General features: G+C 66.0%; 28 protein-coding genes. 11 read left to right on the top strand and 17 right to left on the bottom strand.

Features of this window, described 5'->3' with window-relative positions; translation table 11 throughout:
- Positions 1-116: 116 nt before the first annotated feature.
- Positions 117-308, bottom strand: coding sequence for a hypothetical protein (locus V6M49_RS04820; protein WP_210412338.1), 192 nt, complete (start codon positions 306-308; stop codon positions 117-119).
- Positions 309-405: 97 nt separating this feature from the next.
- Positions 406-1,431, bottom strand: coding sequence for an NAD(P)-dependent alcohol dehydrogenase (locus tag V6M49_RS04825; protein ID WP_332760316.1), 1,026 nt, complete (start codon positions 1,429-1,431; stop codon positions 406-408).
- A gap of 120 nt (positions 1,432-1,551) precedes the next feature.
- Here V6M49_RS04825 and V6M49_RS04830 point away from each other — a divergent pair, with 120 nt between their 5' ends.
- Positions 1,552-2,283, top strand: coding sequence for a TetR/AcrR family transcriptional regulator (locus V6M49_RS04830; RefSeq protein WP_332760318.1), 732 nt, complete (start codon positions 1,552-1,554; stop codon positions 2,281-2,283).
- Positions 2,284-2,376: 93 nt separating this feature from the next.
- Positions 2,377-2,748 carry a VOC family protein gene (locus V6M49_RS04835; RefSeq protein WP_332760320.1) on the top strand — a complete coding sequence of 124 codons (372 nt, stop codon included), beginning with the start codon at positions 2,377-2,379 and terminating at the stop codon, positions 2,746-2,748.
- Here V6M49_RS04835 and V6M49_RS04840 read toward each other — a convergent pair whose 3' ends face one another.
- The 4 genes from V6M49_RS04840 to V6M49_RS04855 form a co-directional block, all read right to left on the bottom strand.
- Entirely contained in the window at positions 2,749-3,321 is a 573-nt protein-coding gene (locus tag V6M49_RS04840; protein ID WP_141141717.1) for an MOSC domain-containing protein, read from the bottom strand.
- A 117-nt stretch (positions 3,322-3,438) separates the two neighbouring features.
- Entirely contained in the window at positions 3,439-3,663 is a 225-nt protein-coding gene (locus V6M49_RS04845; protein ID WP_141141716.1) for a hypothetical protein, read from the bottom strand.
- 316 nt (positions 3,664-3,979) lie between these two features.
- Positions 3,980-5,227, bottom strand: a complete 1,248-nt coding sequence (locus tag V6M49_RS04850) for a ZIP family metal transporter (protein WP_332760322.1) — start codon at positions 5,225-5,227, stop codon at positions 3,980-3,982.
- Positions 5,224-6,324 carry a multicopper oxidase domain-containing protein gene (locus tag V6M49_RS04855; protein WP_332760324.1) on the bottom strand — a complete coding sequence of 367 codons (1,101 nt, stop codon included), beginning with the start codon at positions 6,322-6,324 and terminating at the stop codon, positions 5,224-5,226. The genes V6M49_RS04850 and V6M49_RS04855 overlap by 4 nt, the downstream gene beginning before the upstream one ends.
- Before the next feature lie 103 nt (positions 6,325-6,427).
- Here V6M49_RS04855 and V6M49_RS04860 point away from each other — a divergent pair, with 103 nt between their 5' ends.
- Together V6M49_RS04860 and V6M49_RS04865 are read left to right on the top strand one after the other, a co-directional pair.
- A complete protein-coding gene (locus tag V6M49_RS04860; RefSeq protein WP_332760325.1) occupies positions 6,428-7,096 on the top strand; it encodes a metal-dependent transcriptional regulator in 669 nt (222 codons plus the stop codon).
- A 94-nt stretch (positions 7,097-7,190) separates the two neighbouring features.
- Positions 7,191-7,967: an alpha/beta fold hydrolase gene (locus V6M49_RS04865; RefSeq protein ID WP_332760326.1), complete on the top strand. Its 777-nt coding sequence runs from the start codon at positions 7,191-7,193 to the stop codon at positions 7,965-7,967.
- A 272-nt stretch (positions 7,968-8,239) separates the two neighbouring features.
- Here V6M49_RS04865 and arr read toward each other — a convergent pair whose 3' ends face one another.
- Both arr and V6M49_RS04875 read right to left on the bottom strand, forming a co-directional pair.
- Positions 8,240-8,665, bottom strand: coding sequence for an NAD(+)--rifampin ADP-ribosyltransferase (gene arr, locus V6M49_RS04870; RefSeq protein WP_141141712.1), 426 nt, complete (start codon positions 8,663-8,665; stop codon positions 8,240-8,242).
- A 64-nt stretch (positions 8,666-8,729) separates the two neighbouring features.
- Positions 8,730-9,653, bottom strand: a complete 924-nt coding sequence (locus V6M49_RS04875) for an AraC family transcriptional regulator (protein ID WP_332760328.1) — start codon at positions 9,651-9,653, stop codon at positions 8,730-8,732.
- A 273-nt stretch (positions 9,654-9,926) separates the two neighbouring features.
- Between V6M49_RS04875 and V6M49_RS04880 the strand changes: the two genes are divergently transcribed.
- From V6M49_RS04880 to V6M49_RS04905, 6 genes are read left to right on the top strand one after another with little or no spacing between them, the layout of a single operon-like run.
- Positions 9,927-11,273: an ABC transporter substrate-binding protein gene (locus V6M49_RS04880; RefSeq protein ID WP_332760330.1), complete on the top strand. Its 1,347-nt coding sequence runs from the start codon at positions 9,927-9,929 to the stop codon at positions 11,271-11,273.
- Positions 11,274-11,299: 26 nt separating this feature from the next.
- Complete coding sequence (locus V6M49_RS04885) at positions 11,300-12,268, top strand: carbohydrate ABC transporter permease (RefSeq protein WP_141141709.1); 969 nt, start codon at positions 11,300-11,302, stop codon at positions 12,266-12,268.
- Positions 12,265-13,194 (top strand): carbohydrate ABC transporter permease, encoded by a 930-nt coding sequence (locus V6M49_RS04890; protein ID WP_332760331.1) that lies wholly within the window; start codon positions 12,265-12,267, stop codon positions 13,192-13,194. The genes V6M49_RS04885 and V6M49_RS04890 overlap by 4 nt, the downstream gene beginning before the upstream one ends.
- A 52-nt stretch (positions 13,195-13,246) precedes the next feature.
- Entirely contained in the window at positions 13,247-14,308 is a 1,062-nt protein-coding gene (locus V6M49_RS04895) for an NAD(P)-dependent alcohol dehydrogenase (protein WP_332760333.1), read from the top strand.
- Positions 14,305-14,427: a hypothetical protein gene (locus V6M49_RS04900; RefSeq protein WP_332760334.1), complete on the top strand. Its 123-nt coding sequence runs from the start codon at positions 14,305-14,307 to the stop codon at positions 14,425-14,427. The genes V6M49_RS04895 and V6M49_RS04900 overlap by 4 nt, the downstream gene beginning before the upstream one ends.
- Positions 14,424-14,990 carry a PfkB family carbohydrate kinase gene (locus tag V6M49_RS04905; protein WP_332760336.1) on the top strand — a complete coding sequence of 189 codons (567 nt, stop codon included), beginning with the start codon at positions 14,424-14,426 and terminating at the stop codon, positions 14,988-14,990. The genes V6M49_RS04900 and V6M49_RS04905 overlap by 4 nt, the downstream gene beginning before the upstream one ends.
- A 77-nt stretch (positions 14,991-15,067) precedes the next feature.
- On the opposite strand, the gene V6M49_RS04910 is transcribed toward V6M49_RS04905, so the two are convergent.
- Positions 15,068-15,415 (bottom strand): cupin domain-containing protein, encoded by a 348-nt coding sequence (locus V6M49_RS04910; protein ID WP_332760338.1) that lies wholly within the window; start codon positions 15,413-15,415, stop codon positions 15,068-15,070.
- Between the two features lie 79 nt (positions 15,416-15,494).
- On the opposite strand from V6M49_RS04910, the gene V6M49_RS04915 reads away from it, so the two are divergent.
- A complete protein-coding gene (locus V6M49_RS04915; RefSeq protein ID WP_332760340.1) occupies positions 15,495-16,592 on the top strand; it encodes a D-TA family PLP-dependent enzyme in 1,098 nt (365 codons plus the stop codon).
- A 106-nt stretch (positions 16,593-16,698) separates the two neighbouring features.
- Here the strand turns inward: V6M49_RS04915 and bcp are convergent, their stop codons facing one another.
- The 8 genes from bcp to V6M49_RS04955 form a co-directional block, all read right to left on the bottom strand.
- Complete coding sequence (gene bcp / locus V6M49_RS04920) at positions 16,699-17,166, bottom strand: thioredoxin-dependent thiol peroxidase (protein WP_141141703.1); 468 nt, start codon at positions 17,164-17,166, stop codon at positions 16,699-16,701.
- An 82-nt stretch (positions 17,167-17,248) separates the two neighbouring features.
- Positions 17,249-17,947 carry a winged helix-turn-helix domain-containing protein gene (locus tag V6M49_RS04925; protein ID WP_332760341.1) on the bottom strand — a complete coding sequence of 233 codons (699 nt, stop codon included), beginning with the start codon at positions 17,945-17,947 and terminating at the stop codon, positions 17,249-17,251.
- Between the two features lie 11 nt (positions 17,948-17,958).
- The gene (gene allB / locus V6M49_RS04930) at positions 17,959-19,320 is read right to left on the bottom strand and encodes an allantoinase AllB (RefSeq protein ID WP_104063485.1); all 1,362 of its coding nucleotides are present in this window, start codon (positions 19,318-19,320) and stop codon (positions 17,959-17,961) included.
- Positions 19,313-20,500, bottom strand: coding sequence for a glycerate kinase (locus V6M49_RS04935; RefSeq protein WP_332760344.1), 1,188 nt, complete (start codon positions 20,498-20,500; stop codon positions 19,313-19,315). The genes allB and V6M49_RS04935 overlap by 8 nt, the downstream gene beginning before the upstream one ends.
- Before the next feature lie 26 nt (positions 20,501-20,526).
- The gene (gene gcl / locus V6M49_RS04940; protein ID WP_332760346.1) at positions 20,527-22,305 is read right to left on the bottom strand and encodes a glyoxylate carboligase; all 1,779 of its coding nucleotides are present in this window, start codon (positions 22,303-22,305) and stop codon (positions 20,527-20,529) included.
- 129 nt (positions 22,306-22,434) lie between these two features.
- Positions 22,435-23,313, bottom strand: coding sequence for a 2-hydroxy-3-oxopropionate reductase (locus V6M49_RS04945; RefSeq protein ID WP_332760348.1), 879 nt, complete (start codon positions 23,311-23,313; stop codon positions 22,435-22,437).
- Between the two features lie 30 nt (positions 23,314-23,343).
- On the bottom strand, positions 23,344-24,144 hold the full coding sequence (locus tag V6M49_RS04950; protein ID WP_332760349.1) for a hydroxypyruvate isomerase family protein: 801 nt from the start codon (positions 24,142-24,144) through the stop codon (positions 23,344-23,346).
- Between the two features lie 226 nt (positions 24,145-24,370).
- The gene (locus V6M49_RS04955; RefSeq protein ID WP_056340807.1) at positions 24,371-24,547 is read right to left on the bottom strand and encodes a CsbD family protein; all 177 of its coding nucleotides are present in this window, start codon (positions 24,545-24,547) and stop codon (positions 24,371-24,373) included.
- Positions 24,548-24,621: the final 74 nt, after the last annotated feature.

Genomic DNA, 24,621 nt, shown 5'->3' on the forward strand with positions numbered 1-24,621 from the left:
CCGGTGATCTCAACCCCGGAGCCCGACAACCCGCTGCGCGCCAGAGGCAAGCGGACGACGGCGGGACGTCCCGCCGTCGTCCGTTACACCCGAACTTGCGCCTTCCCGACGCCGGCTCACGGTGGGACGATTTCAGTATGAGTGAGAAGATCGCTGACGGCGTGCAGGATCACGGCCCGCACCAGCACGCCCATGCCGCTCCGACAACGCAGCAAATGCGGACCGTAGGTCAACGCCGCCGGGAGGCGGAGGAGAAATTGGAGCACCACCTCCAGGAGGCTCGCCAGAAAGACGATGCGCATCACCATGCGGAGGCTCAACCCGAAGGAACCGGGCCGGTGGACAGCGAGGGCGAAGGACCCCTAGAAGGGTCCCCCGAGGAGAAGTGATCAGGGGGCACGCTGCTTAGGGGACCCGCAGGACCACGTTGCCCCGCTTGCGTCCGGTGTCCACGAAGCGGTGGGCCTCGACGACGTCGGCCAGGTTGTAGGTCCGGTCGATGACTGCCTGGTACTTGCCCTCCTCCGCGAGGTTCACAAGGTAGGCGACGTCGTCGGCGGTGTACGTGAGCTTGAGGCCGCCGAAAGTGACCAGCTTGCCGCTTCGCCGGCTCTGTCCTCGCGCGCCGAGCATGCCCTTGAGGTCGGCGATGACCAGGAGCAAGGCACCTCCCGGGGCGATGCTCCCTTGCGCCCTCGCGAACGGAGCGTTCCCCACACAGTCCATCACGACGTCGTACGTTGTGCCGTCTGCGGTGAAATCCGCTGCGGTGTAGTCGATGAAGCTGTCCGCGCCGAGTGATTCCACCAGTTCCCTGTTCGCCCCGCTGCTCACGGCGGTGACGTGGGCGCCGAGGTGCTTGGCCAGCTGGATGGCGGCCGTTCCCACGGCTCCGGAGGCGCCGTTGATAAGAACAGTGTCGCCGGTCTTGACGGCCGCCAGGCTCAGGAACGTTTTCGCCGTGAGTCCGCCGAAGAGCAGCGTGACTGCCTCCTCGAAGTTCATGTTCCGCGGCTTGGCGGCGATCGGCCCGTCCGCCGGGACCGACACGTACTCGGCATGCCCGCCAAACCGGGCGCCGAGCATCGCAATAACCTCGTCGCCGGGCCGGAAGGTGGTCACGCCCTGGCCGACGGACTCGACCACGCCGGCCGCGTCCATGCCGAGGACCCGGGTCCGCGGGCGGAAGAGGCCGAGGGTCAGGGCCGTGAGTGCCACAAGTCCCTTGGGGACATTGCGGCTGCGGACGCGGTGGTCGGCGACGCTGACCGTGCTGGCCATGACTTTGATGAGCACCTCTCCGGCGCGCGGAGCGGGCTGTGCGATCTCCTCGACGCGGACCACGTCCGGCCCGCCGAACCGGCGGTAGGTCGCGGCTTTCATGGTCCGGGCTCCCGCGGCTGTAGCGGCCGCCGGCTGGCTTGGGTTCATGGTTTGGCTCCTCGATATTCCATGAGGTGTACGACGTACACCTATCTGATGGGACTGACATTAGGTGTACTTAGTACACTTGTCAATGGAAGATGTTTGCAGCGTCGGAAGCAGGGAACAGTGACTCAGCAGATTGCCGTGGAACGCCGGCCGCGGTTGAACCGGGGTCGTGTGCTGCAGGCGGCCGTCTCCCTCGCTGATGAGGTGGGGATCGGCCCGCTGAGCATGCGCCGCCTCGCCCAGGAGCTCGACGTGGTGCCCATGGCGCTGTATAAACACGTGGCCAACAAGGAGGAGCTCCTCGACGGCATGGTGGACGTGGTCATCGGCGAGATTGACCCTCCCGTTGCCGGTGCTGACTGGAAGAGCGCCGTGCGGCTGCGGGTGCTGTCTGCAAGGCGGGTCCTCCAGCGCCACAAGTGGGCCAGGCGCGTCCTGGAAACCCGCACCAACCCGACCCCCGCCGTCCTGGGCTACATGGACTCGTTCATCGGCATGTTCTTCGCCGGGGGCTTTTCCGTAGACCTCACGCACCACGTGATGCATGCCATCGGAAGCCGGATGTGGGGTTTCACGCAGGAACTGTTCGACTCCACGGCCACTTCCGATGGCGACGCTCCCGCGCCGGTGGCACCGGAAGTCCAGGCCGCCATGTACCAGGAAATGTCCGCCAGCTACCCGAACGTCCTGCAAGTGGCGACTGCTGCCAGCCACGATGACGGCTCGGTAGTCGGCAGCGGCTGCGACGACCAGTTTGAATTCGAGTTCGCCCTGGACCTCCTCCTCGACGGCATCGAACGGCTGCACCAGCGGGACTGGACCGCCAGGGGTGCCCGACTCGAGCGGGGATGACCGGGAGCGGACGACGGCGGGACCTCCCGCCGTCGTCCGTTTGCGCCTGTGGGTATCATCGGAACACCTGTCCCTTTGAGAGTGGAGTTACCCATGCAGCTCGGCGCTTTTTCGATCAGCCTCACCGTCAAGGACATTGCGGCGTCAGCTGCGTTCTACGAGAAACTGGGCTTCAGCAGGTTCGGTGGCGACATCACCCAGAACTGGCTGATCCTCAAGAACGGCGAGACCGTTATTGGCCTCTTCCAGGGGATGTTTGAGAAGAACATGCTGACGTTCAACCCGGGCTGGAGCCAGAACGCGGAAGCGCTGGACTCCTTCACCGATGTGCGCGACCTCCAGCGGGAACTCAAAGCCGCGGGCACGGAGTTCGTGTCCGAGGCCGATGAGGCGACCACCGGTCCGGGGAGCTTTATTGTCGTGGATCCGGACGGCAACCCGGTGCTGGTGGATCAGCACGTCTGACTAGGGCAGCCGCGACGCACGCAACAGCGTGGCCTCGCCGGCCCGTTCGGGCTCCAACGGCACCGGGCTGACCAGCACCGCCGGGCCGCGGTGCAGGACGCCGTCGGACAACACCCGGCAACGCACGCCACCCCGCCCGCGCATCGCTTTGTGGGCGCCCGGGGCGAGCATCTCATCCATCCAGACGCAGGGGTGGGCGGGCCGCCCGGCCGTGAGGCGCACCAGGTCTCCTTGGGATTCCAGGGCAAAGTCGTGCCCCAGGAGCGGAGCCAGGTGGGCGCCTCGGAGCACAACGTTGCGCCGGGTCAGGAGCGGGTCCAGCTGTGCGGTCCCCAGCTCCGCAGCGATGGCCTCGAGTGACTCGATCGAGAACAGCGTGACTGCGGCGTCCATATGCGCGGCCTTGCCGAAAAACCGATCCCCAACGATGCCCTTGCCCGCCACGAACTCCACCCGCCCGGCATCCGTCGTGGGGACATCCGCGGCACCCTCGCGGGCCCGGCCGAAGTAGGCGTGCACCGGCGACACCAGGAGATGCAGGACCTCCACGCCGTACCGATAGGTTTCAGTCATGCCACAAAACTACTCCGCCGCGCGGGGGCTTAAATGTCCGTTCGCGCAGTGGGGAACGGCTCCAAACGCAAACGGACGACGGCGGGATGTCCCCGCCGTCGTCCGCTCGCCTTACTGCTATGCGGGGAGATCGCGCCTTTCGTGTGTCTGCCCGTAGGGGACATCGCGGCTGACGGCGACCGTGTAGTCGGTGTAGCTGTGCTGGGTGACCAGGATGCCGTGGCGGCTTTCCCTCATGGCGTGTTCGCGGGCCATTTCCACGGCGGTGTTGAGGTCGTTTTCGACCGTGTCAGGATCATGGGCTGTGATTGCCAGGACAAGGTCAGAGTGGCGCTTGATCATGGTGGTCTCTTTCTCGGCGGGATCCCGGGACTCTGGGGAGGCACAGGCTTCCGGGGCCGGGCGTACCCGGGGAGGCGGAAAGCGGTGGTTCCAGAGGGGTTGCCCGGCATCTCTGATGGGGCGGTGGCCGGCCGAATTGTCCGGCGGGCTGGATCGGCGGAAGCATTTGTTCCTGCGGATCTGTAGCCAGTGTGCCTGAGGCGGTGGCCCCGGGGCAATAGGCACGCCGAAAAAATCGGGGGAACCCAGCGAAACGTCAGAGTACGACGGCGGGAGGTACCGCCGTCGTACGCGCCTGGCCCAGGCCTGTTCTGGGCTAAGCCTGGACGAGCAGGCCGGTGGCGAACATCAGGCCCATTCCCAGGACGACGCCTGCGCCGGTGAGCGGGGTGAAGGTCTTGCCCGCGGGGTCCTTGAGCATTGGCAGGAGTTTGACGGCCACCTGGGCGACGGCCCCGGCTCCGATGCCAAGCAGGAAGGCCGCAAGGGCCGGCTGGTACACGGTCGCTCCGAGGAGGGCGCCGGCGGCCGCGGGCGCTCCTGCGATGAGTCCCAGGATTGCCAGGCGGCCCAGGCCAGGGGGCTGCTTGGCGAGCGGGGTAACGATCGCCAGGCCCTCGGTGGTGTTGTGGATGGCGAAGCCGACGATCAGGGACGCGCCCAGGGCGAGCGAGCCCACCGCGTACGCGGATCCGATAGCGAGGCCTTCGCCGAAGTTGTGCAGGCCGATGCCGATGGCGATCAGCAGTGCCAGGCGCTGGGGCGCCAGACGCTGGGGCGGCAGGGCTGAAGGTTGGCGGGCGGTAGTCGAGTTCTGGTGCCGGCGCATCCACGCATCCGTTCCCTCGAGGATGAGGTAGGCGGTCACGGCGCCGAGGAAGACGACCATGGGGCCGCCGAACGCGCCGCTGCCGGCCACGAGTCCCACGGCTTCGAGGGTCGCGTCGATGGCCAGGAAGGACAGTAGCCCGACGGTGACTCCCAAGAGGACGCGGACCCAGGACGCGGACGAACGGCGCACGAACGGCATCCACAGCATTCCCAGGGCCACGGGTATCACGCCAACATAGATCCCCATGAGCAACATGAGTCCGAAGAAGGAGCTGCCGCGCTCCGGACTCAGGGCGGCCGCGTCAATAACCGCCGGGATCTTGCCGCCGTTCGAGGTCACCAGCGCCACGTCGTAGGGGTCACCTTCCACCCAGTTGTAGATGATGGTGAGGGTGGTGGACTCCAGCGGCGCCATGGTTTCCCGGGTCTGCGTGAACACGGCGTAGTAGTCCGAGACATTGACCTGCGCGATGGACACCGGATCCGGTCCCTCGTTCCGGACGGTGATGGCGATCTGTCCGGCCGTCAGGCGGACGTCTTCGACGGCGACCTCCTCCTTCGGCGGAACACCCTCGGAGAGTTTGTTGAGACCGGGTGCGTTGAGCAGGGTGAACAGCCCCAGCAGCATGGCGATCAGGACCAGCGGCCCAATGCCGAGCAGCCACCGCGGGACCGGCGGCCGCCTGTGGGGTGCTGCGGCCAGGGCGTCAGCCGACTTTTCGTCAAGGCTCATGATGGGCTCACCTCGAAGAAGCCCATCCAGCCCAGTTCAGCGAACTCGGTCTTGTGGGCGTGGAACATGTACTTGCCCGGGTACGGGAAGCGGATCTCCACAATGCCCCGCTGGCCCTGTACCTGGGAGATGGTGTCGGTGTATTCACTGGGAGTCAGCATGGTGCCGGTGGGGTAGTAGTGGAAGAAGTTTCCGTGGATGTGGAATGAATTGACGGGGTCATATTCCAGGACGTTGATCAGGTGGATCCGGACCAGCTCGTGCTGCTTGACCTGGACAGGGAAGTCCATGAAGTGGAAGGGCAGCCCGTTGACGGAGTAGAACTCGTTGTCGTCGCCGCCGTCGGTGTTGTAGCCGTTCATCACCATGACCATCTCGTTGTCGGCTTTCGGCCGGCCTTCCTTGGGCTCGATGATGAAGCCGCCGTAGAGGCCCTTGGCGATGTGCGGGGCCAGCGGTGACTGGTGGCAGTGATAGAGGTGGGTGCCGAACGGGGTGGCATCGAATTCGTAGGTGAAGCTTTGGCCCGGGGCGATGGACCCGGCGCCGATCCCCGGGGTGCCGTCCATCTCTGCCCGGTGGATCCCGTGGAAGTGGATGGTGTGGGGGTGCGCGCCAGCGTTGGTGAAGTGGATCCTGAGGGCGTCGCCTTCCTGCGCCCAGAGGGTCGGACCGGGGATCCGGCCGTTGTAGCTCCAGCCCGGGAACGTCACGCCCGGGGCGATCTCGAAATCTTTGTCCACCGCGACGATGTCCCATTCCCGGAGGGTGCGGCCGTCCGGAAGAGTGCTGGTTTTCCCCCGGTCAAAATCGTGCAGGATCGCGGTTGGGTCGATCCCGGCGCGCTCCGGCGGGACGGACCCGCCGGCGAAGCCTGCGTGACCGGCATGGTTCGCCAGGTGGCCGGAGTCCGTGCGGGACGAACCAGCGCCTGCCGCAGAGGAACCGTCCGTGGTGGTCTTCGCCGCCTGACCTGAGACCGTGCCGTGCCCGGCATGGTGCCCGGGATCCTTGGAGTCCAACGGCACCCATCCGACCAGCGCAGGCGCCGCGGCGAAAGCCGCCGCTCCTGCGAGCATGGCACGCCGCGTCGGCATCGTCTTTCCTTCGGTTTTCGGCGCGCCGTCCATTTTATCTCCATTGATCAAACACTTTTGTTAGGCCAGTCTAACATTCATGTTCGGCTGGTAATATGGGGATATGACCGTCTCCGAGCTGACAGCTTCCGCGCAGGACTACCTGAAGATGATCTGGTCCTCAACGGAATGGGCAGAGGCTCCCATCACTGTTGGCGCCATGGCCGAGCGGATGGCGGTCAAACCGTCAACCGTTTCGGACGGCATCCGTCGGCTGGCAAAGCAGGGCCTGGTCACCCATGCCCCCTATGGCAGCATCGAGCTGACGCCCGCCGGCCGGGCACACGCCGTCGAAATGGTGCGCAGGCACCGCCTCCTGGAAACATTCCTCGTACAGATTTTGGGATACGGCTGGGATGAGGTGCACGACGAGGCCGAGATCCTTGAGCACGCCGTTTCCGACACCATGATCCAGCGCATCGACGAGAAGCTCGGCCACCCCACGAGGGATCCCCACGGAGACCCCATCCCCTCGGGGAATGGGCTACCGCACCCCCCGCAAGGGGATCCCCTGACATCCGTGGAACCGGAACGGACGGTCACCATCACCAGAATCTCGGACGCAGACCCGGACATGCTCCGGTACTTCACCCAGCTCGGGCTGGGACCGGACACCCGGCTCCAAGTCTTGGCACACCGCCCGTACGCGGACGTGACCACGATCCGGGTCGGCGACCGCGACGTTGACCTGGGCCCCTCCGCAGCAGAATCCATCTGGGTAGTGGCAAATTAAAGGGCCCTCCGGACGGCGTTCCGGGTTGGCCCGTCCATGCCCGCCGTTCCCTGAGCCACAGCGCCCTGGCCGCGCGTAAAGATAGAGTGCCACGGTGAACATTGCCCTGGCTCCCGACGGCGCCGAACTGGCGTGGGCCGAAGAAGGGCAGGGCGAGCCCTTCCTCCTGATTGCCGGCCAGGCAACGGCCATGGACGGCTGGGGACCAACAGCCAAGGCCCTCGCTGAGCATTTCCGCGTTATCCGCTTCGACCACCGGGGGATCGGCGGGAGCAGCAATGGCGACGCCGGCCGCTACACCACGAGGCTCCTTGCCGCCGACGCTGTTGCAGTCCTCAAAGCGGCGAACGTCGAGTCGGCACACGTGTACGGCCACTCCATGGGCGGGCGGGTGGCCCAATGGCTGGCCATCGACCATCCGCAGAGTGTTTGCACGCTGATCCTTGCCGCGACCAGCGGGGGCAAACTGGCCGGAGCCGAGCCCACCAAGGACGCCATGGAAGCTCTGGTCAGCGGCGACATGGTGCGCCTCGAGCCCCTCTTCTTCGCACCGGAATGGGCTGCGGACCGCCCGGAGGCAACACACACCTTCTTCAATTCGCGGGCCACGGCCTGGGCCAAAGCACGCCACTTCCGCGCCAGCCGGGACCACGACGCATGGAGCCAGCTCGGCTCCATCGAATCTCCCACCCTCATCCTCCACGGCACCGATGACGCTCTGACGCCCATGCCAAACGCCCTCCAGCTGCACCGGCACATCCGCCGCTCCACGCTGGTCAAGGTCCCCGGCGCCGGCCACGGCCTCCACCTGGACCGCCCGGAAACGATCCAGTGGATCCGGCAGTTCATCGCTGCCAAAGCACCCCTCTGAAACAGAGAGCGGACGACGGCGGGAGGTCCCGCCGTCGTCCGCTCCGCGGCGGTGCGCGGATTCAGGAGCTATAGATTTCCTTGGCTACCGCGTTGGAGCAAGCTGGGCGGAGGCGTCTGCGGTGGGCTAGCTCTTGAGCAGCCCGGTGCGCTGTAGCCAGGATTTGATGTCCGGTCCGGCATCCTGGACCCCCTCGCCCCGCACTGCCAGTCCCTCGCCGATCCGGCGGGTCTGCCCGGCCGGAGCCCTCTGCGCCTGCGCAGGGCTGGAGTTCAGTTGATTGCCTCGATGCCCAGCCGTTTGAGTTCTTCAAGGTGGTCCCGCATGTTCTGAAGCACCTCGGGGGAATGGGGCTGCCAATCCAGGATCTCGTCAACTACCCGCAGGGGCTCTTGGGTGCGGTATGACCTCGTCGGGTTGCCCGGGAACCTCTTGTCCGTCAGATGAGGATCATCCTCGAAGGGGCCTGTGGGTTCCACCCGGTAGATCCGGCCTGGTCCCTCGCCCACCCCGAGTTCCGCTCCCCAGGTGGCCGCATCCAACGTCGCGGTCAGGTAGATGTAGTTCGCCGTCTTTCGCTCCCCGAAATTCGAGGCATAGCCGGGTTTCAGCAAGTCCCCGGGCTTCAGTTCGGCTTTGGTGCCGTGGTAGAAGGGCCCGGGATCTTTGGCCTGCGGCGACGTTGGTTCTTTCTCCATGCGGCCTCCTCAAAAGTTGGCTTCCACTCTAGCTCGCCGATGGCTTTGGACACGTCGGAAGTGCTCAGCCCTGCATCCGCTGGCGGTAGCTCCGGGGTGTCTCGCCGGCGTCGTTGAGGAAATGCCGGTTGAAGTTGGACAGGTTCGAAAACCCGACTTCGTAGCAAATGTCCGAGATGGGTTTGTCGCTGCGCTCCAGCAGCCGCCGTGCATGGGCCAACCGGAGTTTGCGGACCAGATCGCTGAAGTTCTGGCCGGTGGCGCGCTTGAAGTATTTCGAGAAGGTTGGTTCGGACATTCCCACCAGGGCCGCCGCCTCGGACATCTTGACGCTGCCGGCGTGATTGCCGAACACATACTCCAGGACGATGTCCACCACGGCCGCGGCCTGTCCGTCCAGCTGCGGCCTGAACCATTCGTCAGCCAGGTAGCGCCGGTCCTGCAGCGGTGAATTCGCAAGAATGGCGAACAGTTCCACCAGGTGATGCAGCCGTCCTAACCCGGTGGACGTGCCCATCGCTTCGATGGAGGCGGCCGCATCCCGTGCCGTGCGTCCGAGGAACTCGATCCCGCGGGCGGACTGTTCCAGCAGGGGCTCGATCTCGGCCAGCTCGGGAACCAACGCCGCGGTCTGCTCCACCCACTTTCCATCGAACTGGATCAGGGCGTCCCTGCCTTCAATGACCTCGCCGGGCTCGAGGTCGCTGACCCAGTCGTGGGGCAGTCCTGATCCCACCAAGGACACGTGCCCTGCCTCGAATGTGCCGATATGGTCCCCGACGATGAACTTGCCAGTGCCCTTCCTGATCAGGTGGATCTCGTACTCGGGATGGTAGTTCCAGCGGGCCGCCGCGGTGGGATAGTCATGCTCATGCCACCGGACAGAGTGGTTCGGATCCGGCGGTACGACCTCGCGGCTGGCACGCATACCCAGTAGTCTTTCGGCGAGCCTGGCCGATGCCCCGTCGCTGGGATCTGCAGCGCTCATAGTGGTTCTCCAGGGATCCGGGTTCATGAAATGTGGACAGCGCCGTAGGCGCCTTTCCACAGTAGCTCCTGCGCACGGAAAGCCGGTAGGGAAAATTAGTATCAGAAACTGGCATCCAGGGCGCTAGTTGTGCCCTACCCCACACGCCTAAAGTTGAGGAATACCAGCCCGGCACATCGAAATCCCGATGACCGGACCGCCCCAGCCGAGTACGTCGATACCGCAGTCGACGCGAGCTGGTTGTGTACCCCCTGAAGAACAAAGGAGTCCTCAATGCGCCCAAAAATGCGCGCTGCCGCGATTGCCGCCGGCGCCCTGTGCGTGGCCCTTAGTGCCTCGGCCTGTGCCGGTGCCGGCGGAGGCAATTCTGCCGGAGACCCGAACAGCATCAATGTCCTGATGGTGAACAACCCCCAGATGGAGGACCTGCAGCGGCTCACCGCCGATAATTTCACCAAGGAAACCGGCATCAAGGTCAACTACACGATCCTGCCGGAGAACGACGTCCGCGCCAAGATCAGCCAGGAGTTCTCCAGCCAGGCCGGCCAGTACGATGTAGCCTCGCTGTCCAACTACGAGATCCCGTTCTACTCCGCCAATGGCTGGCTCGCACCGCTGGACAACGTAGCCGACGACGCCGGCTTTGACCAGGACGACATCCTGCCTGCCTACACGGCGTCCCTCACCGGGGCGGACGGCAAGCTCTACGGCGAACCGTTCTACGGCGAGTCCTCCTTCCTGATGTACCGGAAAGACATCCTGGAGTCCAAGGGCCTGACCATGCCGGAGAAACCCACCTGGGACGAGGTTGCGGCAATTGCGGCGCAGGCCGACGGCGCAGCCCCGGGGATGAAGGGCATCTGCCTGCGCGGCCAGCCGGGCTGGGGCCAGGTCTTCGCACCGCTGACCACCGTGGTGAACACGTACGGCGGCACCTGGTTCGACAAGGATTGGAATGCACAGGTCAACAGTCCGGAGTTCACGGCAGCGGTGGAGTTCTACACCAAGCTGGTCCGCGAACACGGTGAGGCAGGAGCCGCGCAGGCGGGCTTCACCGAGTGCCTGAACAACATGAGCCAGAGCAAAGTGGCCATGTGGTACGACGCCACGTCGGCCGCAGGCGCCCTGGAAGCCGATACGTCACCCGTGAAGGGGAAGATCGGCTACGCCCAGGCCCCGGTCAAGGAAACCAAATCCTCCGGCTGGCTCTGGACCTGGTCATGGGCTGTGCAGGCGGCCTCAAAGAAGCAGGACGCGGCGGGGAAGTTCATCGCCTGGGCCAGCTCGAAGGACTACGAAGCACTCGTGGCGTCCAAGCTCGGCTGGGCAAAGGTTCCCTCCGGCAAGCGCATCTCCACCTACGAGAACAAAGAATTCCAAAAGGCGGCGCCGTTCTTCGAGGCCGAACGCTTCGCCATTGAGAACGCCGACCCGAAGAACCCTGGCACGCAGGAACGTCCCGCCGTCGGCATTCAGTTCTTCGGTATCCCGGAGTTCGCTGCCTTGGGCACCAACGTCTCCCAGGGCGTCAGCTCCGCCATCGCGGGCCAGGGCACTGTGGCCGACGCACTGGCCAAGGGCCAGGAAGCCGCCCAAAAAGTCGGCAATAAGTACAAGTAGCAATGACCGAACAGCAGGAGAACCTCATGACTACCGCAACGGCGCGCATCTCCCGCCCGGGACACCACGCAGCCAAACCTCAAAGAGACACCCGGTCGCGGGAACGCGCCCTGGCCTGGGCCCGGCGTGCACCGCTGCTTCCGGCCCTGATCTTCCTCATTCTTGTCACCCAGCTTCCGTTCGTGGTGACGCTGATCATCTCGTTCCTGAACTGGAACAGCCTGAGCCCTGACAAGACGGCCTTCGCCGGCGTGGAAAACTACGTCACGGTCCTCACCGATCCGGACCTGCGCCAGGCCATCTTCACCACCATCCTCCTCACCGTCTCGGTGGTCCTGGCCAGCCTGGTCGTCGGGCTGGGCCTGGCCCTGCTGCTGGACAAGAAGTTCATCGGCCGCGGACTGGCACGGACGCTGCTGATCGCACCGTTCCTGGTGGTGCCCGTCGCCGCGGCCCTCATCTGGAAGCACGCCTTGCTCAACCCCACCTACGGGCTGATCAACGGCATCCTGACCTGGCTCTGGTCCCTCTTCGGCAGCACCACAGCGCCCCAGCTGGACCTGCTGTCCCAGGCCCCGATGATGGCCGTCATCGTGTCCCTGGTCTGGCAGTGGACGCCCTTTATGATGCTCATCCTGCTCGCGGGCCTGCAGTCACGTCCCATGGACACTGTGGAGGCGGCCCAGATGGACGGCGCCACACCGTGGGCGATCTTCCGGCACCTCACCCTGCCGCACCTGCGCCAATATCTGGAGCTGGGCGGTCTGCTCGGCGCGATCTACATCGTGCAGAACTTCGACGCAGTCTTCACCCTTACCGCAGGCGGGCTGGGCACCGCCAACCTGCCGTACGCCATCTACCAGACGTTCTACTTCGCCAACGAATACGGCCTGGCTTCCGCCGCCGGCGTCGTAGTGGTCATTGGCACCATCATCGTGGCCACTTTTGCCCTCCGCACCGTCTTTTCGCTCTTCAAGAAGGAGGCAGCACGATGAGCACACTCACTCCTGCCGCACCCCGCGAGTCGGGCCAGGCCCGTTTCACATCACCCGCCGCACGCGCCACCGGACCACTCCGGCGAGGCAAGTCGCGCATGGACCCCACCCGCAACAACACCGCCGCGGGCCTGGCGGCCTGGCTGCTCGCCCTGCTCTTCGCCGCCCCTGTGATGTGGATGATCCTCACGTCCTTCCACTCAGAAACGGACGCCGCCACGAACCCGCCATCCATAGCTGCGAACCTCACCCTGGACGCGTACCGGGAGTTCTTCGGAGAAACGTCCGGCGTCAGCCCTTGGCCGGCGCTGATCAACTCCGCCACAGCCTCCATCCTGTCCACAGTCCTCGTGCTGGTCCTGGCCATCCCCGCGGCCTATGCCCTGTCCATCCGGCCGGTGAAGAAGTGGACCGACGTGATGTTCTTCTTCCTCTCCACGAAAATGATGCCGGTGGTGGCCGCGATCCTGCCGCTCTACCTCTTCGCCAGGACGGTCGGGGCCCTGGACAACATCTGGTTCCTGATCCTGATGTACACGTCCATGAACCTCCCGATCGCGGTCTGGATGATGCGGTCATTCCTCGCTGAAGTTCCGGTCGAAATGCTCGAAGCCGCCCAGATCGACGGCGCCGGGCTGCTCCTCACGCTTCGCAAGGTGGTGGCACCCGTCGCGATGCCCGGCATCGCCGCGACCGCCCTGATCTGCTTCATCTTCAGCTGGAACGAACTGCTCCTGGCCCGGGTCCTCACCGGCGTGGTGGCGGGAACGGCGCCCGTCTTCCTGACCGGCTTCGTTTCAGGCCAGGGCCTCTTCCTGGCGAAGGTCTGCGCGGCCGCCGTCGTGATCTCCCTCCCGGTGCTGTTCGCCGGGTTCGCCGCCCAGGACAAGCTCGTCCAGGGCCTGTCCCTCGGCGCCGTGAAATAACGGGTTCAGGCACCCGGCCCTCCACTTCCGAATTCCCGAAAGGACCACTCCGATGACAACACCCACCGCCCAGTCCACCACCCTGGCCCCCGCTGACCTGCCGGCAACGATGCGCGCCTCCGTCCTGAAGCGTCAGGGTGACATGGTGATGGAAACCCTGCCCCTTCCGCAGCTCGACGCAGACCAGGTCCTGGTGCAGGTGGCCGCCGTCGGCGTCTGCGGCAGCGACGTCCACTACTACGAGCACGGCCGGATCGGCGACTACGTGGTGGACCACCCGTTGATCCTGGGCCACGAACTCTCCGGCCGGATCGCCGCCGTCGGAAGCGCCGTTGACCCGGCCCGCATCGGCAACCGCGTCGCCGTCGAACCCCAGCGCCCCTGCCGCACCTGCAAGCAGTGCAAGGCCGGACGCTACAACCTGTGCCCGGACATCGAGTTCTACGCCACCCCGCCGATCGACGGCGCCTTCGCCGAGTACGTCACCATCCAGTCCGACTTCGCCTACGACATCCCGGACGGTGTCAGCGACGAGGCGGCGGCCCTCATCGAGCCGCTCTCCGTGGGCCTCTGGGCCTGTGAGCGTGCAGAGATCAAGCCGGGCAGCCGGGTCCTGATCGCCGGCGCCGGCCCGATCGGAATTATCGCCGCCCAGGCCGCACGCGCGTTCGGCGCCACGGAAATCTACATCACTGACATTGCCGAGGACCGGCTCGCGTTCGCGCTCGAACACGGCGCAACGCACGCGCTGAACGCCAGGACGGACAGTGTGGAAGGGCTCGACGTCGACGCGTTCATTGACGCTTCCGGCGCACCGCAGGCGGTCCGTTCAGGAATCAAAGCCGTCGGACCGGCCGGCAGGGTCATCCTTGTCGGTTTGGGGGCGGACGACGTCGAGCTTCCCGTCTCGTTCATCCAGAACCGGGAAATCTGGCTCTCCGGCGTGTTCCGCTACACCAACACCTGGCCGCTGGCCATCCAGCTGATCGCCGACGGAAAGGTGGACCTGGACATCCTCGTGACCGGAAAGTTCACGCTTGCCGAGTCCGAGGAAGCCCTGAAAGCCGGCAAGCAGGCCGGCCAGCTCAAAGCCATCGTGTACCCGGGCCGTTGACCATGATCACCGTCATCGGCGAGTCGCTCGTGGACATCATCAGCGACCCCCGCAGGCCTGGCGAAATCCAGGCCCATCCGGGAGGCAGTCCCCGCTGGGGCTGGCGACCAACCTTGTGACGCATTACGCCGATGATCCGTATGGGCACATGATCGAGGAGCACCTGAGCGCGAACGGCGTCACCGCAATTGGGGGCGGCAGCGCACGGACGTCGACGGCGATCGCCACGCTGGGTCCCGACGGCGGCGCCACCCACGTGTTCGACATCAGCTGGGACATCAACGGGGCGGCCCTTCCTGCACTTGAAGCGGTGCAGGACTCCAAACACGTCCACACGGGATCGATCGCGGCTGTGCTGGGGCCGGGTGACCAAGCCACGTATGGACTGTTGGAGGCCGCCCGTGAGCGGGCGACGATCAGTTTCAACCCCACCCTGGCAGACACCGTGGGCGCCGGCGACTCCTTCATGGCCGCACTCATCTCCGGCCTGGACCAGCTCGCGGCGCTCGGAGCCGGCGGCCGGCAACGGCTCCAAAGCCTGTCCCACGATGAACTGCATGCTCTCGCCGCCTACGCCAACGGCGGCGCGGCGATCACGTGCTCCCGGCCGGGGGCAAACCCGCCCCACTCGGCCGAACTTGGTCCGCTGTCTGTTCCGTTGCGGACGCAGTTAGGGCATTAACGAGAGCGGACGACGGCGGGAGGTCCCGCCGTCGTGCGTCCGCTTGTTTGGGGCCCCAAGTGTCCGTTCGCGCCGGGTTACGGGGAGGGCCGAACAACAACGAGCATGCTGCAGCCAGTGCCGCTGACGTAGGGGCCGTGACGCATGCCGGGTGGGCGGCACGCGTACATGCCGGGGGTGAAGGTCTTCCCGAGGGTCACATCGGTGAGCTCGCCCGAGAGAAGCATGACCTCCTCCCAGTAGTCGTGGACGATCACGCCGCTGGCTAGGGTGTCGGCACCGGGCTCATAGCGTTGGAGCAGGGTCGAATCTCCGCTAAGGGGGTCCGCAGCGAGGATCTGCTCCCAGATTCCGTGTTCGGCGTCGCCGTTTGTCTTCTGCCAGCCAACGATCGGTTCGTGGAACTCCAGCTCCGGTTTGCGCATTGAATCTCCTTCAGTCCCCACCGACGGTAGTGTTGTATACATAGAGTATGCGATGACTTATTCCACGTAGAGTGTAAAGATGACCATCCCAGCGGAAATCGACACACCGGAGATCATCATCGACCGGGACGTGCTCCAGCGAAATATCGACCGCATGGCAACGGCTGTCCGGGCCAAGGGCCTGCACCTCCGGCCGCATGTCAAGACGCACAAAGTGCCCGAAATCGCTGAAATGCAGCTGGCAGCCGGAGCCGTCGGGCTGACTGTGGCCACGCTCGGAGAGGCCGAAGTCTTTGCAGAGCACGGGGCCAAAGACATCTTCATTGCGTATCCACTCTGGGTCGGTCCCCGACAGGCTGAACGCCTCCGGCGCCTGGCAGCAAAAGCCAGGATCGCAGTTGGTCTGGACTCACGGGAAGCAGCCGAAACCATGGCTGCGTCGCTTGGCGGTGCCGTCGGTGAGATTGAGGTGGTGCTGGAGATCGACAGCGGCCATCACCGCAGCGGGATAGCACCCGACGCCGCTGTCGACGTCGCCCAGGCCGCAGCGCGGGCAGGGCTGCGGGTAACGGGAATTTTCACGTTTCCAGGGCACAGCTATGCCCCGGGCATGCCGCTGAAGGCTGCGGACGAGGAACGGTTGGCCCTCGGCAAAGCCGCCGATCTGCTCACCGCAGCAGGTTTCCCCATCACCCACGTCAGCGGCGGGTCCACGCCCACCGCCACCCTCACGGGCAACTCCGGAGCGACAGAAGTCCGGCCCGGCGTGTACGTCTTCGGGGATGCTCAGCAACTGGAACTGGAACGCTGCGCAGCCGAAGACATCGCACTGACCATTGCCGCCACAGTCGTCAGCCGCCATGAAGGCACCGACGTCATACCGCGAAGGGTCATTCTGGACTCCGGCAGCAAAGTCCTCGGCGGGGACCGGCCCGGCTGGGCCACCGGCTTCGGGCGGCTCCTGGACCACCCGGACGCCCGAATCACCGCACTGTCAGAACACCACGCCACCGTCGTATGGCCGGAAGAGGCAACGCTGCCGGCTCTCGGAGACCGGCTGCGCGTGGTCCCCAATCACGTCTGCATCGCCATGAACCTCGTCGACGACGTCACCGTCGTCAGCGGCGGCGAAATCGTGGACCGCTGGCGCGTGGCTGCACGCGGACGCAACAAATAATCCGCAAGAAGCAGCTACGACGGCAGAAGCAGCTACGACGGCGGGAGGTCCCGCCGTCGTGCGTCCGCTCGGCTAGGGCCGCAAGTGTCCGTTCGCGCAGGTGTCCCTAGACGCCGAGCTCTGCCTTGAGCGCTGCGACGTGGCCCTGGGCCTTGATCTGGTACTGGGTGAGCGTGACCTTGCCTTCGGCGTCAAGCACCACGGTGGAACGGACCAGGCCGTCAACCACTTCGCCGTTCACGAGCTTTTCGCCCCAGGCGCCGTAGGCCAGCGCCACGGCGTGGTCCTCGTCGGAGAGCAGCGGGAACGTCAGGGCGAAGTCGCCGGTGAAGGCTGCCAGCTTCTCCGGCGCGTCCGGGGAGATGCCCAGGACCTCGTAGCCGGAGGACTGCAGGCTGGCGAGATTGTCGCGGAAGTCGCAGGCCTCGGTGGTGCAGCCGGGGGTGGCGGCCTCCGGGTAGAAGTACACAATGACGTTGCGTCCGCGGTAATCGGAGAGGGAGACCTTCTGGCCGTCGGCGTTGAGCAGTGCAAAATCGGGGGCCTGGGTTCCGGCGAGGAGTTTCTGGGTCATGTTTCGATCCTTGATTCGTGGGGCAAACGACTTGTGGGGCAACCGCCGTGGCCGGCGATCAGCTATCGGTGCAACGGGCTGCCTAGATGCAGTATTCCGCGGGTCCGCGGACAGTGCTGCCCGGTCCGGGCACAAACTGGTAGCCGCCGCCGCGCACCGTGGCGATGGCGTGGCGGGCCGAGCCCAGCTTGCGCCGGACGCGTCCAACATACACGTCGATGGAGCGGAATGCCGCGCCGGGGCAGTCCAGGGATTCCAGGACGCGTTGCAGTTCTTCACGTTGAATCGTCCGCGACTGGTTTTCCACAAGGTACCTCAGGAGGCTGAATTCCATGTGGGTGAAGCTGACCGGGACACCATCCAGAAGGACGGTGTCCGCGGCCAGATCCACTGCCACGATGCTCCGCCGCCCGGCCAGGGAGACTGGCGGGGCGACGACGACGGCGGTGCCGTTTCCGGCGTCGGACGCCGTTTCTGAAACATCAGCGCCGCCGTCGGGAACTTCGGGACCGTCTGAACCTTCGACGCCGGACGTCCCGGTTCCTGCCGCGGTCCACAGGTGGAATCCGGCTTCCGGAGCGAGCTGGCGGGCACGCGCCAGGACCGCTTGGGCTGCCTGGGCCCAGACCGCCGGGTCGATGTCCTGGCCTTCACAGGGCTGGAGCCACACCGCCAGGCCGCGCGGCTGAAGCCCTGGCTGGAGGCCGGGACGGGCGCCCGGACTAACGCCAACACGGGAGGCGGCGCGCCCCGGGTACGGGGCATGGACGTTGACGGCCATCGCGCTGCGCCTCAGACGCCGCCGCGGCGGATCAGCTTGCCGCTGGGCGTGCGGCCGTCGATCTCGTTGCCGCGAAGGAACGTTTTGCGGACGACGCCGGAGAGCGCCTTACCGTCGTAGGGCGTGATGGGGTTCTTGTGCTTGAGCTTGGTGACGTCGACGACGAAGGCGTCGTCCGGCGCGAAGATGGAGAAGTCCGCGTCGTAGCCGAGGGCCAGCTGGCCCTTGTTGTGCAGGCGGGCCAAGGCGGCGGGCTTCTCGGCCATCCAGGAAACCACCTGTTCCAGGGTAATGCCGCGGTGCCGGGCCTCGGTCCAGATCAGGGACAGCCCCAGCTGCAGTGAGGAGACGCCGCCCCAGGCCACGGCGAAGTCGCCGTTTTCCAGGTCCTTCAGGTCCAGGGTGGAGGGGGAGTGGTCCGAGACGATGCAGTCAATGGTGCCGTCCTGCAGGCCCTTCCAGAGCAGCTCGCGGTTGGAGGCCTCACGGATCGGCGGGCAGCACTTGTACGCCGTGGCGCCGTCGGGGATTTCCTCGGCCATCAGGGTGAGGTAGTGCGGGCACGTCTCCACGGTGAGGTGGACGCCGTCGCGCTTTGCGCTCGCGATCATGGGCAGCGCATCGGAGGACGAGAGGTGCAGGATGTGGGCGCGGGCGCCGGTCCAGCGGGCCCGCTCGATGACCTCGGCGATGGCCTTGTTCTCGGCGCCGCGGGGGCGGGAGGCCAGGAACGTTTCGTAGTGGTCGCCGCCGGGGTGCGGGGCGCGGTCGATCGCGTGGGAGTCCTCGGCATGGACGATCATAAGCGAGTCGAAGGACTTGAGTTCGGCCATGTCCTCCTCCATCTCGTCCGCTTCGAGGTGCGGGAACTCGTCCACGCCGGAGTGCAGCAGGAAGCACTTGAAGCCGAACACGCCCTCGTCATGCAGGCCGCGGAGGTCCTTCTTGTTGCCCGGTACGGCGCCGCCCCAGAATCCGACGTCCACAAACGCCTGGTCCTCGGCAACCTCGCGCTTGAGCTTGAGGCCTTCCACCGTGGTGGTGGGCGGGATGGAGTTCAGCGGCATGTCGATGATGGTGGTGACACCGCCGGCGGCGGCGGCACGCGTGGCGGAGGCGAAGCCCTCCCACTCGGTGCGGCCGGGCTCGTTGACGTGGACGTGCGTGTCCACGAGGCCGGGGATGAGGGTTTCGTCGTCGGCCAGGTCAATGACCTGCGTGCCGGTGAGGCCGTTGCCGAAAGGTTCGATGGCGACGATCACGCCGCCGCGGATGCCGACTTCGCGGGCGGTGATGCCGGCGGTGGTGAGGATGCGCTGGCCGCGGATGACGAGGTCAAACGAGCCGGCCGCCGGGGTGGTTTCTTCAGACATGGACGTTCTCCTTGGTGTCGGTACGCGCTGCATTCGCAGGCAGGTGCACGCCGATGTGCCTACCCAATTCTTCAAGCAGCGGGCCTGCTTCGGCCATACATTTTTCTACATTGGTCTCAAGATCGGTCAGGGCGTGAACGGCTTTGAATCCGGCTTCGGTGAGTTGTTCCGGGCTCAGCGTACTGCGGCCGCAGACGGCAATCACAGGGATTCCGGCACGTGCCGCGGCGCGTGCCACCCCCATGGGCGTTTTGCCGAGCAGGCTCTGCTCGTCCAGGCTGCCTTCGCCGGTGATGACGAGGTCCGCGCCGGCCAGCCGCTGCTCCAGTCCAGTGAATTCGAGGACGACGTCGATGCCCGGCCTGCGTGCCGCGGCCAGCGCCGCGATGGCAATGTAGCCGACGCCGCCGGCCGCTCCTGCGCCGGGTGCGACGGCGGCCCTCTCGGCGCGGGTGCCGATCTCGCCGGCGAGGACCGAGACGAAATTCGCCAGGGCGGCGTCGAGGGCGACGGCGTCACTCGGGGTCGCGCCTTTCTGCGGTCCGAAGATCGCGGCGGCGCCGCTGGACCCCAGCAGGGGATTGTCGACGTCGGACGCCAGAGTGAAGCGGGCGTCCTCCAGCCGGACGTCCAGGCCGGAGAAATCGATCCGGACCAGGCGGGCCAGGGCGGCCCCGCCGCCGGGGAGCTCGTTGCCCTCTTTGTCGAGGAAGACCGCGCCGAGGCCCTGCAGGACGCCGGCGCCGCCGTCGGTGTTGGCGCTGCCGCCAACGCCCAGGATGATCTGCCGGCAGCCCAGGTCCAGGGCGGCACGGATGAGTTCTCCGGTGCCCAGGCTGGTGGCGGTGGTGGCCGTACCGGAGTCCGGGCCTCCGCCGTGGATGACAGAGGGCAGCAGCGCGAGCCCGGAAGCTGCGGCCATTTCGATCACGGCCTCCCGGCCGCGGACCGCGAAGTCGGCGCGGACCGGCTGGCCCGTGGGGCCGGTGACAGTGGCGGTCCGGCGGGTGAAGCCGGAGCCGACGGCGGCGTCGAGGGTTCCCTCGCCGCCGTCGGCCACCGGAATGAGTGTGGTCTCAAGGTCCGCCACAGCTGACTGCAGTCCCGCGCTCAGGCGGCTGGCGACGTCGGGGGCGGACAGCGAGCCCTTGAACTTGTCCGGGGCGATGACCACACGCATTCCGGTACCTCCTCTCAGTTTCTTACTTAGTCCAGCAGGGCGATGATCGAAGTGGGGGCGTCCGCGCCGCGGGCCGCCAGCTCCTCGAACTCGTTCACGGCGTTGATTTCCACGCCCATGGAGATGTTAGTGATCTTCTCCAGGATCACTTCAACCACCACGGGAACCTTGAACTCGCCCATCAGCGCCTTGGCCTTGTCGAAGGCCGCCGGCAGATCGGAGGGGTCTTCCACGCGGATGGCCTTGCAGCCCAGGCCCTCGGCCACCTTGACGTGGTCCACGCCGTAGCCGTTGGTCTCGGGGGAGTTGATGTTCTCGAACGCCAGGGACACGTTCTGTTCCATCTCGAAGCCGCGCTGCGACTGGCGGATCAGGCCCAGGTAGGAGTTGTTCACCACCACGTGGATGTACGGCAGGTTGAACTGCGCGCCCACGGCCAGCTCCTCGATCATGAACTGGAAGTCGTAGTCACCGGACAGGGCAACCACGGTCTCGTCCGGCTTGCCGCGGACCACGCCCAGGGCGGCCGGGGCGGTCCAGCCCAGAGGGCCCGCCTGGCCGGCGTTGATCCACTGGCGCGGGCCGAACACGTGCAGCAGCTGCGCGCCGGCGATCTGCGACAGGCCGATGGTGGACACGTACGTGGTGTCCTTGCCGAACGCCTTGTTCATCTCCTCGTACACACGCTGCGGCTTGATCGGCACATTCTCGAAGTGCGTCTTGCGCTGCAGGGAGCCCTTGCGTGCGGTGCACTCGGCAACCCAGCCGGCGTAGTCCGGCAGGGACTTCGCCGCCTGGCGCTCGCGTGCCAGTTCAATCAGCCCGTCCAGCGCCGCACCGGCGTCGGACGCGATGCCCAGGTCCGGTGAGAACACGCGGCCGATCTGGGTGGGCTCGATGTCGATGTGCACGAACTTGCGGCCGGCCGTGTAGGTGTCCAGGCCGCCGGTGTGGCGGTTGGCCCAGCGGTTGCCGATGCCGATCACGAAGTCGGAGGCCAGCATGGTCTCGTTGCCGTAGCGGTGGCTGGTCTGCAGCCCCACCATGCCGGCCATCAGCACGTGGTCGTCCGGGATGGTGCCCCAGCCCATCAGGGTGGGGATGACCGGAACGTTCAGCAGTTCGGCCAGTTCCACCAGCTGCGCGGAGGCGCCGGCGTTGATGATGCCGCCACCGGCCACGATCAGCGGGCGCTCGGCTGCGGTCAGCATGTCCAGGGCCTTTTCCAGCTGCTTGCGGCTGGCCGTGGGCTTCTGGACAACGATGGGCTCGTAGGCGTCGATGTCGAATTCGATCTCGGCCATCTGCACGTCGAACGGCAGGTCCAGCAGGACCGGGCCCGGACGGCCGGAACGCATCAGCTGGAAGGCCTTCTGGAACGCGCCCGGAACCTGGCCGGGCTCCATGATGGTCATGGCCATCTTGGTGACCGGGGCGGCAATGGTCTGGATGTCCACGGCCTGGAAGTCTTCCTTGTGCAGCTTGGCCACGGGGGCCTGGCCGGTGATGCAGAGCATGGGGATGGAATCCGCCCAGGCCGCGTACAGGCCGGTGATCATGTCCGTGCCGGCAGGGCCCGAGGTGCCGATGCAGATGCCGATGTTGCCATCCTTGGCCCGGGAATAGCCGTCCGCCATATGGCTGGCGCCTTCTACGTGGCGGGCCAGCGTGTGGCGGACGCCGCCGTTCTTCCGCATTGCCGAGTAGAACGGGTTGATTGCCGCCCCTGGCAGGCCGAACGCCTCAATGGCGCCTTCCTTAACCAGGATCGCGACGGCAGCGTCAACGGTGCGCATCTTAGTCATTGTGTACTCCTTGAAAAGTCTGTGGGGTGCCCGCTGGGGGCGGAATTTGGGTGTGGTGGGGGAGCCGCCGTCGTGATGTACGACGGCGGATCACCGGTTTGCTTCTTGTCCGGCTACTGCCGGAGGTGCTTACTTGCGGCCGCTGAGCTGCAGGACCTGCTTGAAGAGGCCGGAGTGGTCGAGGCCGCCGTCGCCCTGGTTGACGGTTGCGGCGACGAGCTGTGCGACGACGGCGCCGAGGGGGACGGCGACGTTGGCTTCGCGGGCTGCTGAGGTGACGATGCCGAGGTCCTTGTGGTGGAGGGCAAGGCGGAAGCCGGGGTCGAAGTTGCGGTCGAGCATCTTCTGGCCCTTCTGGTCCAGGACCTTGGAGCCGGCCAGGCCGCCGCCGAGGACCTTGAGGGCGGCGTCGGTGTCCACGCCGTAGGCCTCAAGGAAGGCGATCGCTTCGCCGAGGACCTGGATGTTGACGGCCACGATCAGCTGGTTGGCTGCCTTGACGGTCTGGCCGGAGCCGGAGGGGCCCACGTGGACGATGGTCTTGCCGACGGCGGTGAGGACGGGCTGTGCTGCCTCGAAGTCGGCTGCCTCGCCGCCCACCATGATGGAGAGTGCGGCGTTGATGGCGCCCTGTTCACCGCCGGAGACCGGGGCATCGAGGGGGCGGATGCCGGCTTCCTTGGCATCGTCGGAGAGGCGCTTGGCGACGTCCGGGCGGATGCTGCTGGCGTCGATCCACAAGGTGCCCTTCTTCGCGTTGGCGAAGACGCCGTCCTTGCCGCTGACTACGCCCTCGACGTCGGGGGAGTCCGGCACCATGGTGATGACGACGTCGGCGTCCTTGACGGCGTCCGCGATGCTCGTGGCACCCTGGCCGCCTTCGGAGACGAGCTTGTCGATCTTGTCCTGGCTGCGGTTAAAGCCGGTGACGGTGTGGCCGGCCTTGACGAGGTTGATGGCCATGGGGAGGCCCATGATTCCGAGTCCGATGACTGCAACGTTGCTCATTGTGGTTCCTTTACTGAAAGTTTGTGGGGACTAGCGGCTGGCGCGCTGGCGGATGGCCCAGCTGAAGGCGGTTTCCGCCGGTTCCTTGTATTCGAGGCCGATGTAGCCGTCGTAGCCGAGTTCGCGGCTGCGGGCGATCCATTCGCCGAGGGGAAGCTCGCCGGTTCCGGGAGCCCCGCGGCCGGGGTTGTCGGCAATCTGGATGTGGCCGAAGTCCTTGGCGTGGTTCTGGATGACGGATTCGACGTCGTCCCCATTGACTGCCAGGTGGTAGAAGTCCGCGAGGAGCTTGATGTTCTCCGCGCCGGATTCCGCCTTGACGCGGGCGATCACCTTGAGGGCGTCCGCTGCCGTGAGGAGCGGGTACTTGGCGGCGCCGCTGACGGGTTCGAGCAGGACTGTGCCGCCGATGCCTGCGACGCCGGCAGCTGCCGCGGCGAGGTTTTCGGCGCCGATGGCGTCCTGCTTCTCGGCCGATTCGCCGTCGACGCGGTTGCCGTAGAGGGCGTTGAAGGCCTTGCAGCCGAGGCGCTCGCCGATGCCGGCGACGACGTCGATGTTGTCCAGGAATTCGGTGGAACGCGCGGGCCATGAGACCAGGCCGCGGTCGCCGCCGGGCATGTTGCCGGCGTTGAAGTTCAGGCCGGTGAGCTGGACGCCGGCATCCTTGATGGCGTTCTCAAACCCGGTGACCTGGGCGTCCGTGGGGACGGAGGTGTCGAAGGGCCACCAGAACTCGACGGCGTCAAACCCGGCAGCCTTTGCGGCTGCGGGGCGCTCGAGCAGGGGAAGCTCCGTCAAGAGGATGGAGCAGTTCACTGTGTACGTCATCGTAGGTCCTTCCGAGGAGGGGCTTTGATCTATCTTCCGCTTGCTTGGCTCTTCTCGAGTTTCCGCTTTGTGGAATTTAGATTCTGCTTTATGAAAAGTTTAGGGAAGGTGGACGCGCGAGTCAAGGGGTGTGTTGGTTGGGAGGGGGTGGCGACAGCAAACTCTTCCCGACCGGGCATAAAGAACGGGCGGTTCCTGGCAGGGCCGCCCGTTCGATTGATCGTATTCAGTGCCGCTTGAAGGCGTGCCTGATCTTTTCGCCGGCTTGCTTGAGGTCGGCCCGGACTGCGCGGGCCTTGCCTTCTGCCCTCATGCGGTCGTTTCCGCTGACCTCACCGGCGGCTTTCTTTCCCTTGCCGTGAAGCCTCTCCGCGGCGTTGTGGATCCTGTCACCCAAACCCATTGCGGTCCTCCTTGTGGTGCGGCTGGTTCGGCTGATTGCCGCCTATGCCGCCACTTAAATTGTAGAAAGGAATG

The sequence above is a fragment of the Pseudarthrobacter sp. genome (genome assembly GCF_036675385.1).
GTDB lineage: Bacteria > Actinomycetota > Actinomycetes > Actinomycetales > Micrococcaceae > Arthrobacter.

Excerpts from the sequence above, each read along its gene's own strand:
- bcp (WP_141141703.1), bottom strand. The coding sequence starts at position 17,166 with ATGACCCAGAAACTCCTCGCCGGAACCCAGGCCCCCGATTTTGCACTG.
- V6M49_RS04835 (WP_332760320.1), top strand. The coding sequence starts at position 2,377 with ATGCAGCTCGGCGCTTTTTCGATCAGCCTCACCGTCAAGGACATTGCG.
- V6M49_RS04860 (WP_332760325.1), top strand. The coding sequence starts at position 6,428 with ATGACCGTCTCCGAGCTGACAGCTTCCGCGCAGGACTACCTGAAGATG.
- V6M49_RS04820 (WP_210412338.1), bottom strand. The coding sequence starts at position 308 with ATGGTGATGCGCATCGTCTTTCTGGCGAGCCTCCTGGAGGTGGTGCTC.
- V6M49_RS04855 (WP_332760324.1), bottom strand. The coding sequence starts at position 6,324 with ATGCCGACGCGGCGTGCCATGCTCGCAGGAGCGGCGGCTTTCGCCGCG.
- V6M49_RS04825 (WP_332760316.1), bottom strand. The coding sequence starts at position 1,431 with ATGAACCCAAGCCAGCCGGCGGCCGCTACAGCCGCGGGAGCCCGGACC.
- V6M49_RS04885 (WP_141141709.1), top strand. The coding sequence starts at position 11,300 with ATGACTACCGCAACGGCGCGCATCTCCCGCCCGGGACACCACGCAGCC.
- gcl (WP_332760346.1), bottom strand. The coding sequence starts at position 22,305 with ATGACTAAGATGCGCACCGTTGACGCTGCCGTCGCGATCCTGGTTAAG.
- V6M49_RS04935 (WP_332760344.1), bottom strand. The coding sequence starts at position 20,500 with ATGCGTGTGGTCATCGCCCCGGACAAGTTCAAGGGCTCGCTGTCCGCC.
- V6M49_RS04880 (WP_332760330.1), top strand. The coding sequence starts at position 9,927 with ATGCGCCCAAAAATGCGCGCTGCCGCGATTGCCGCCGGCGCCCTGTGC.
- V6M49_RS04875 (WP_332760328.1), bottom strand. The coding sequence starts at position 9,653 with ATGAGCGCTGCAGATCCCAGCGACGGGGCATCGGCCAGGCTCGCCGAA.
- V6M49_RS04915 (WP_332760340.1), top strand. The coding sequence starts at position 15,495 with ATGACCATCCCAGCGGAAATCGACACACCGGAGATCATCATCGACCGG.
- V6M49_RS04950 (WP_332760349.1), bottom strand. The coding sequence starts at position 24,144 with ATGACGTACACAGTGAACTGCTCCATCCTCTTGACGGAGCTTCCCCTG.
- arr (WP_141141712.1), bottom strand. The coding sequence starts at position 8,665 with ATGGAGAAAGAACCAACGTCGCCGCAGGCCAAAGATCCCGGGCCCTTC.
- V6M49_RS04945 (WP_332760348.1), bottom strand. The coding sequence starts at position 23,313 with ATGAGCAACGTTGCAGTCATCGGACTCGGAATCATGGGCCTCCCCATG.
- V6M49_RS04850 (WP_332760322.1), bottom strand. The coding sequence starts at position 5,227 with ATGAGCCTTGACGAAAAGTCGGCTGACGCCCTGGCCGCAGCACCCCAC.
- V6M49_RS04910 (WP_332760338.1), bottom strand. The coding sequence starts at position 15,415 with ATGCGCAAACCGGAGCTGGAGTTCCACGAACCGATCGTTGGCTGGCAG.
- V6M49_RS04955 (WP_056340807.1), bottom strand. The coding sequence starts at position 24,547 with ATGGGTTTGGGTGACAGGATCCACAACGCCGCGGAGAGGCTTCACGGC.
- V6M49_RS04925 (WP_332760341.1), bottom strand. The coding sequence starts at position 17,947 with ATGGCCGTCAACGTCCATGCCCCGTACCCGGGGCGCGCCGCCTCCCGT.
- allB (WP_104063485.1), bottom strand. The coding sequence starts at position 19,320 with ATGTCTGAAGAAACCACCCCGGCGGCCGGCTCGTTTGACCTCGTCATC.
- V6M49_RS04845 (WP_141141716.1), bottom strand. The coding sequence starts at position 3,663 with ATGATCAAGCGCCACTCTGACCTTGTCCTGGCAATCACAGCCCATGAT.
- V6M49_RS04840 (WP_141141717.1), bottom strand. The coding sequence starts at position 3,321 with ATGACTGAAACCTATCGGTACGGCGTGGAGGTCCTGCATCTCCTGGTG.
- V6M49_RS04895 (WP_332760333.1), top strand. The coding sequence starts at position 13,247 with ATGACAACACCCACCGCCCAGTCCACCACCCTGGCCCCCGCTGACCTG.
- V6M49_RS04890 (WP_332760331.1), top strand. The coding sequence starts at position 12,265 with ATGAGCACACTCACTCCTGCCGCACCCCGCGAGTCGGGCCAGGCCCGT.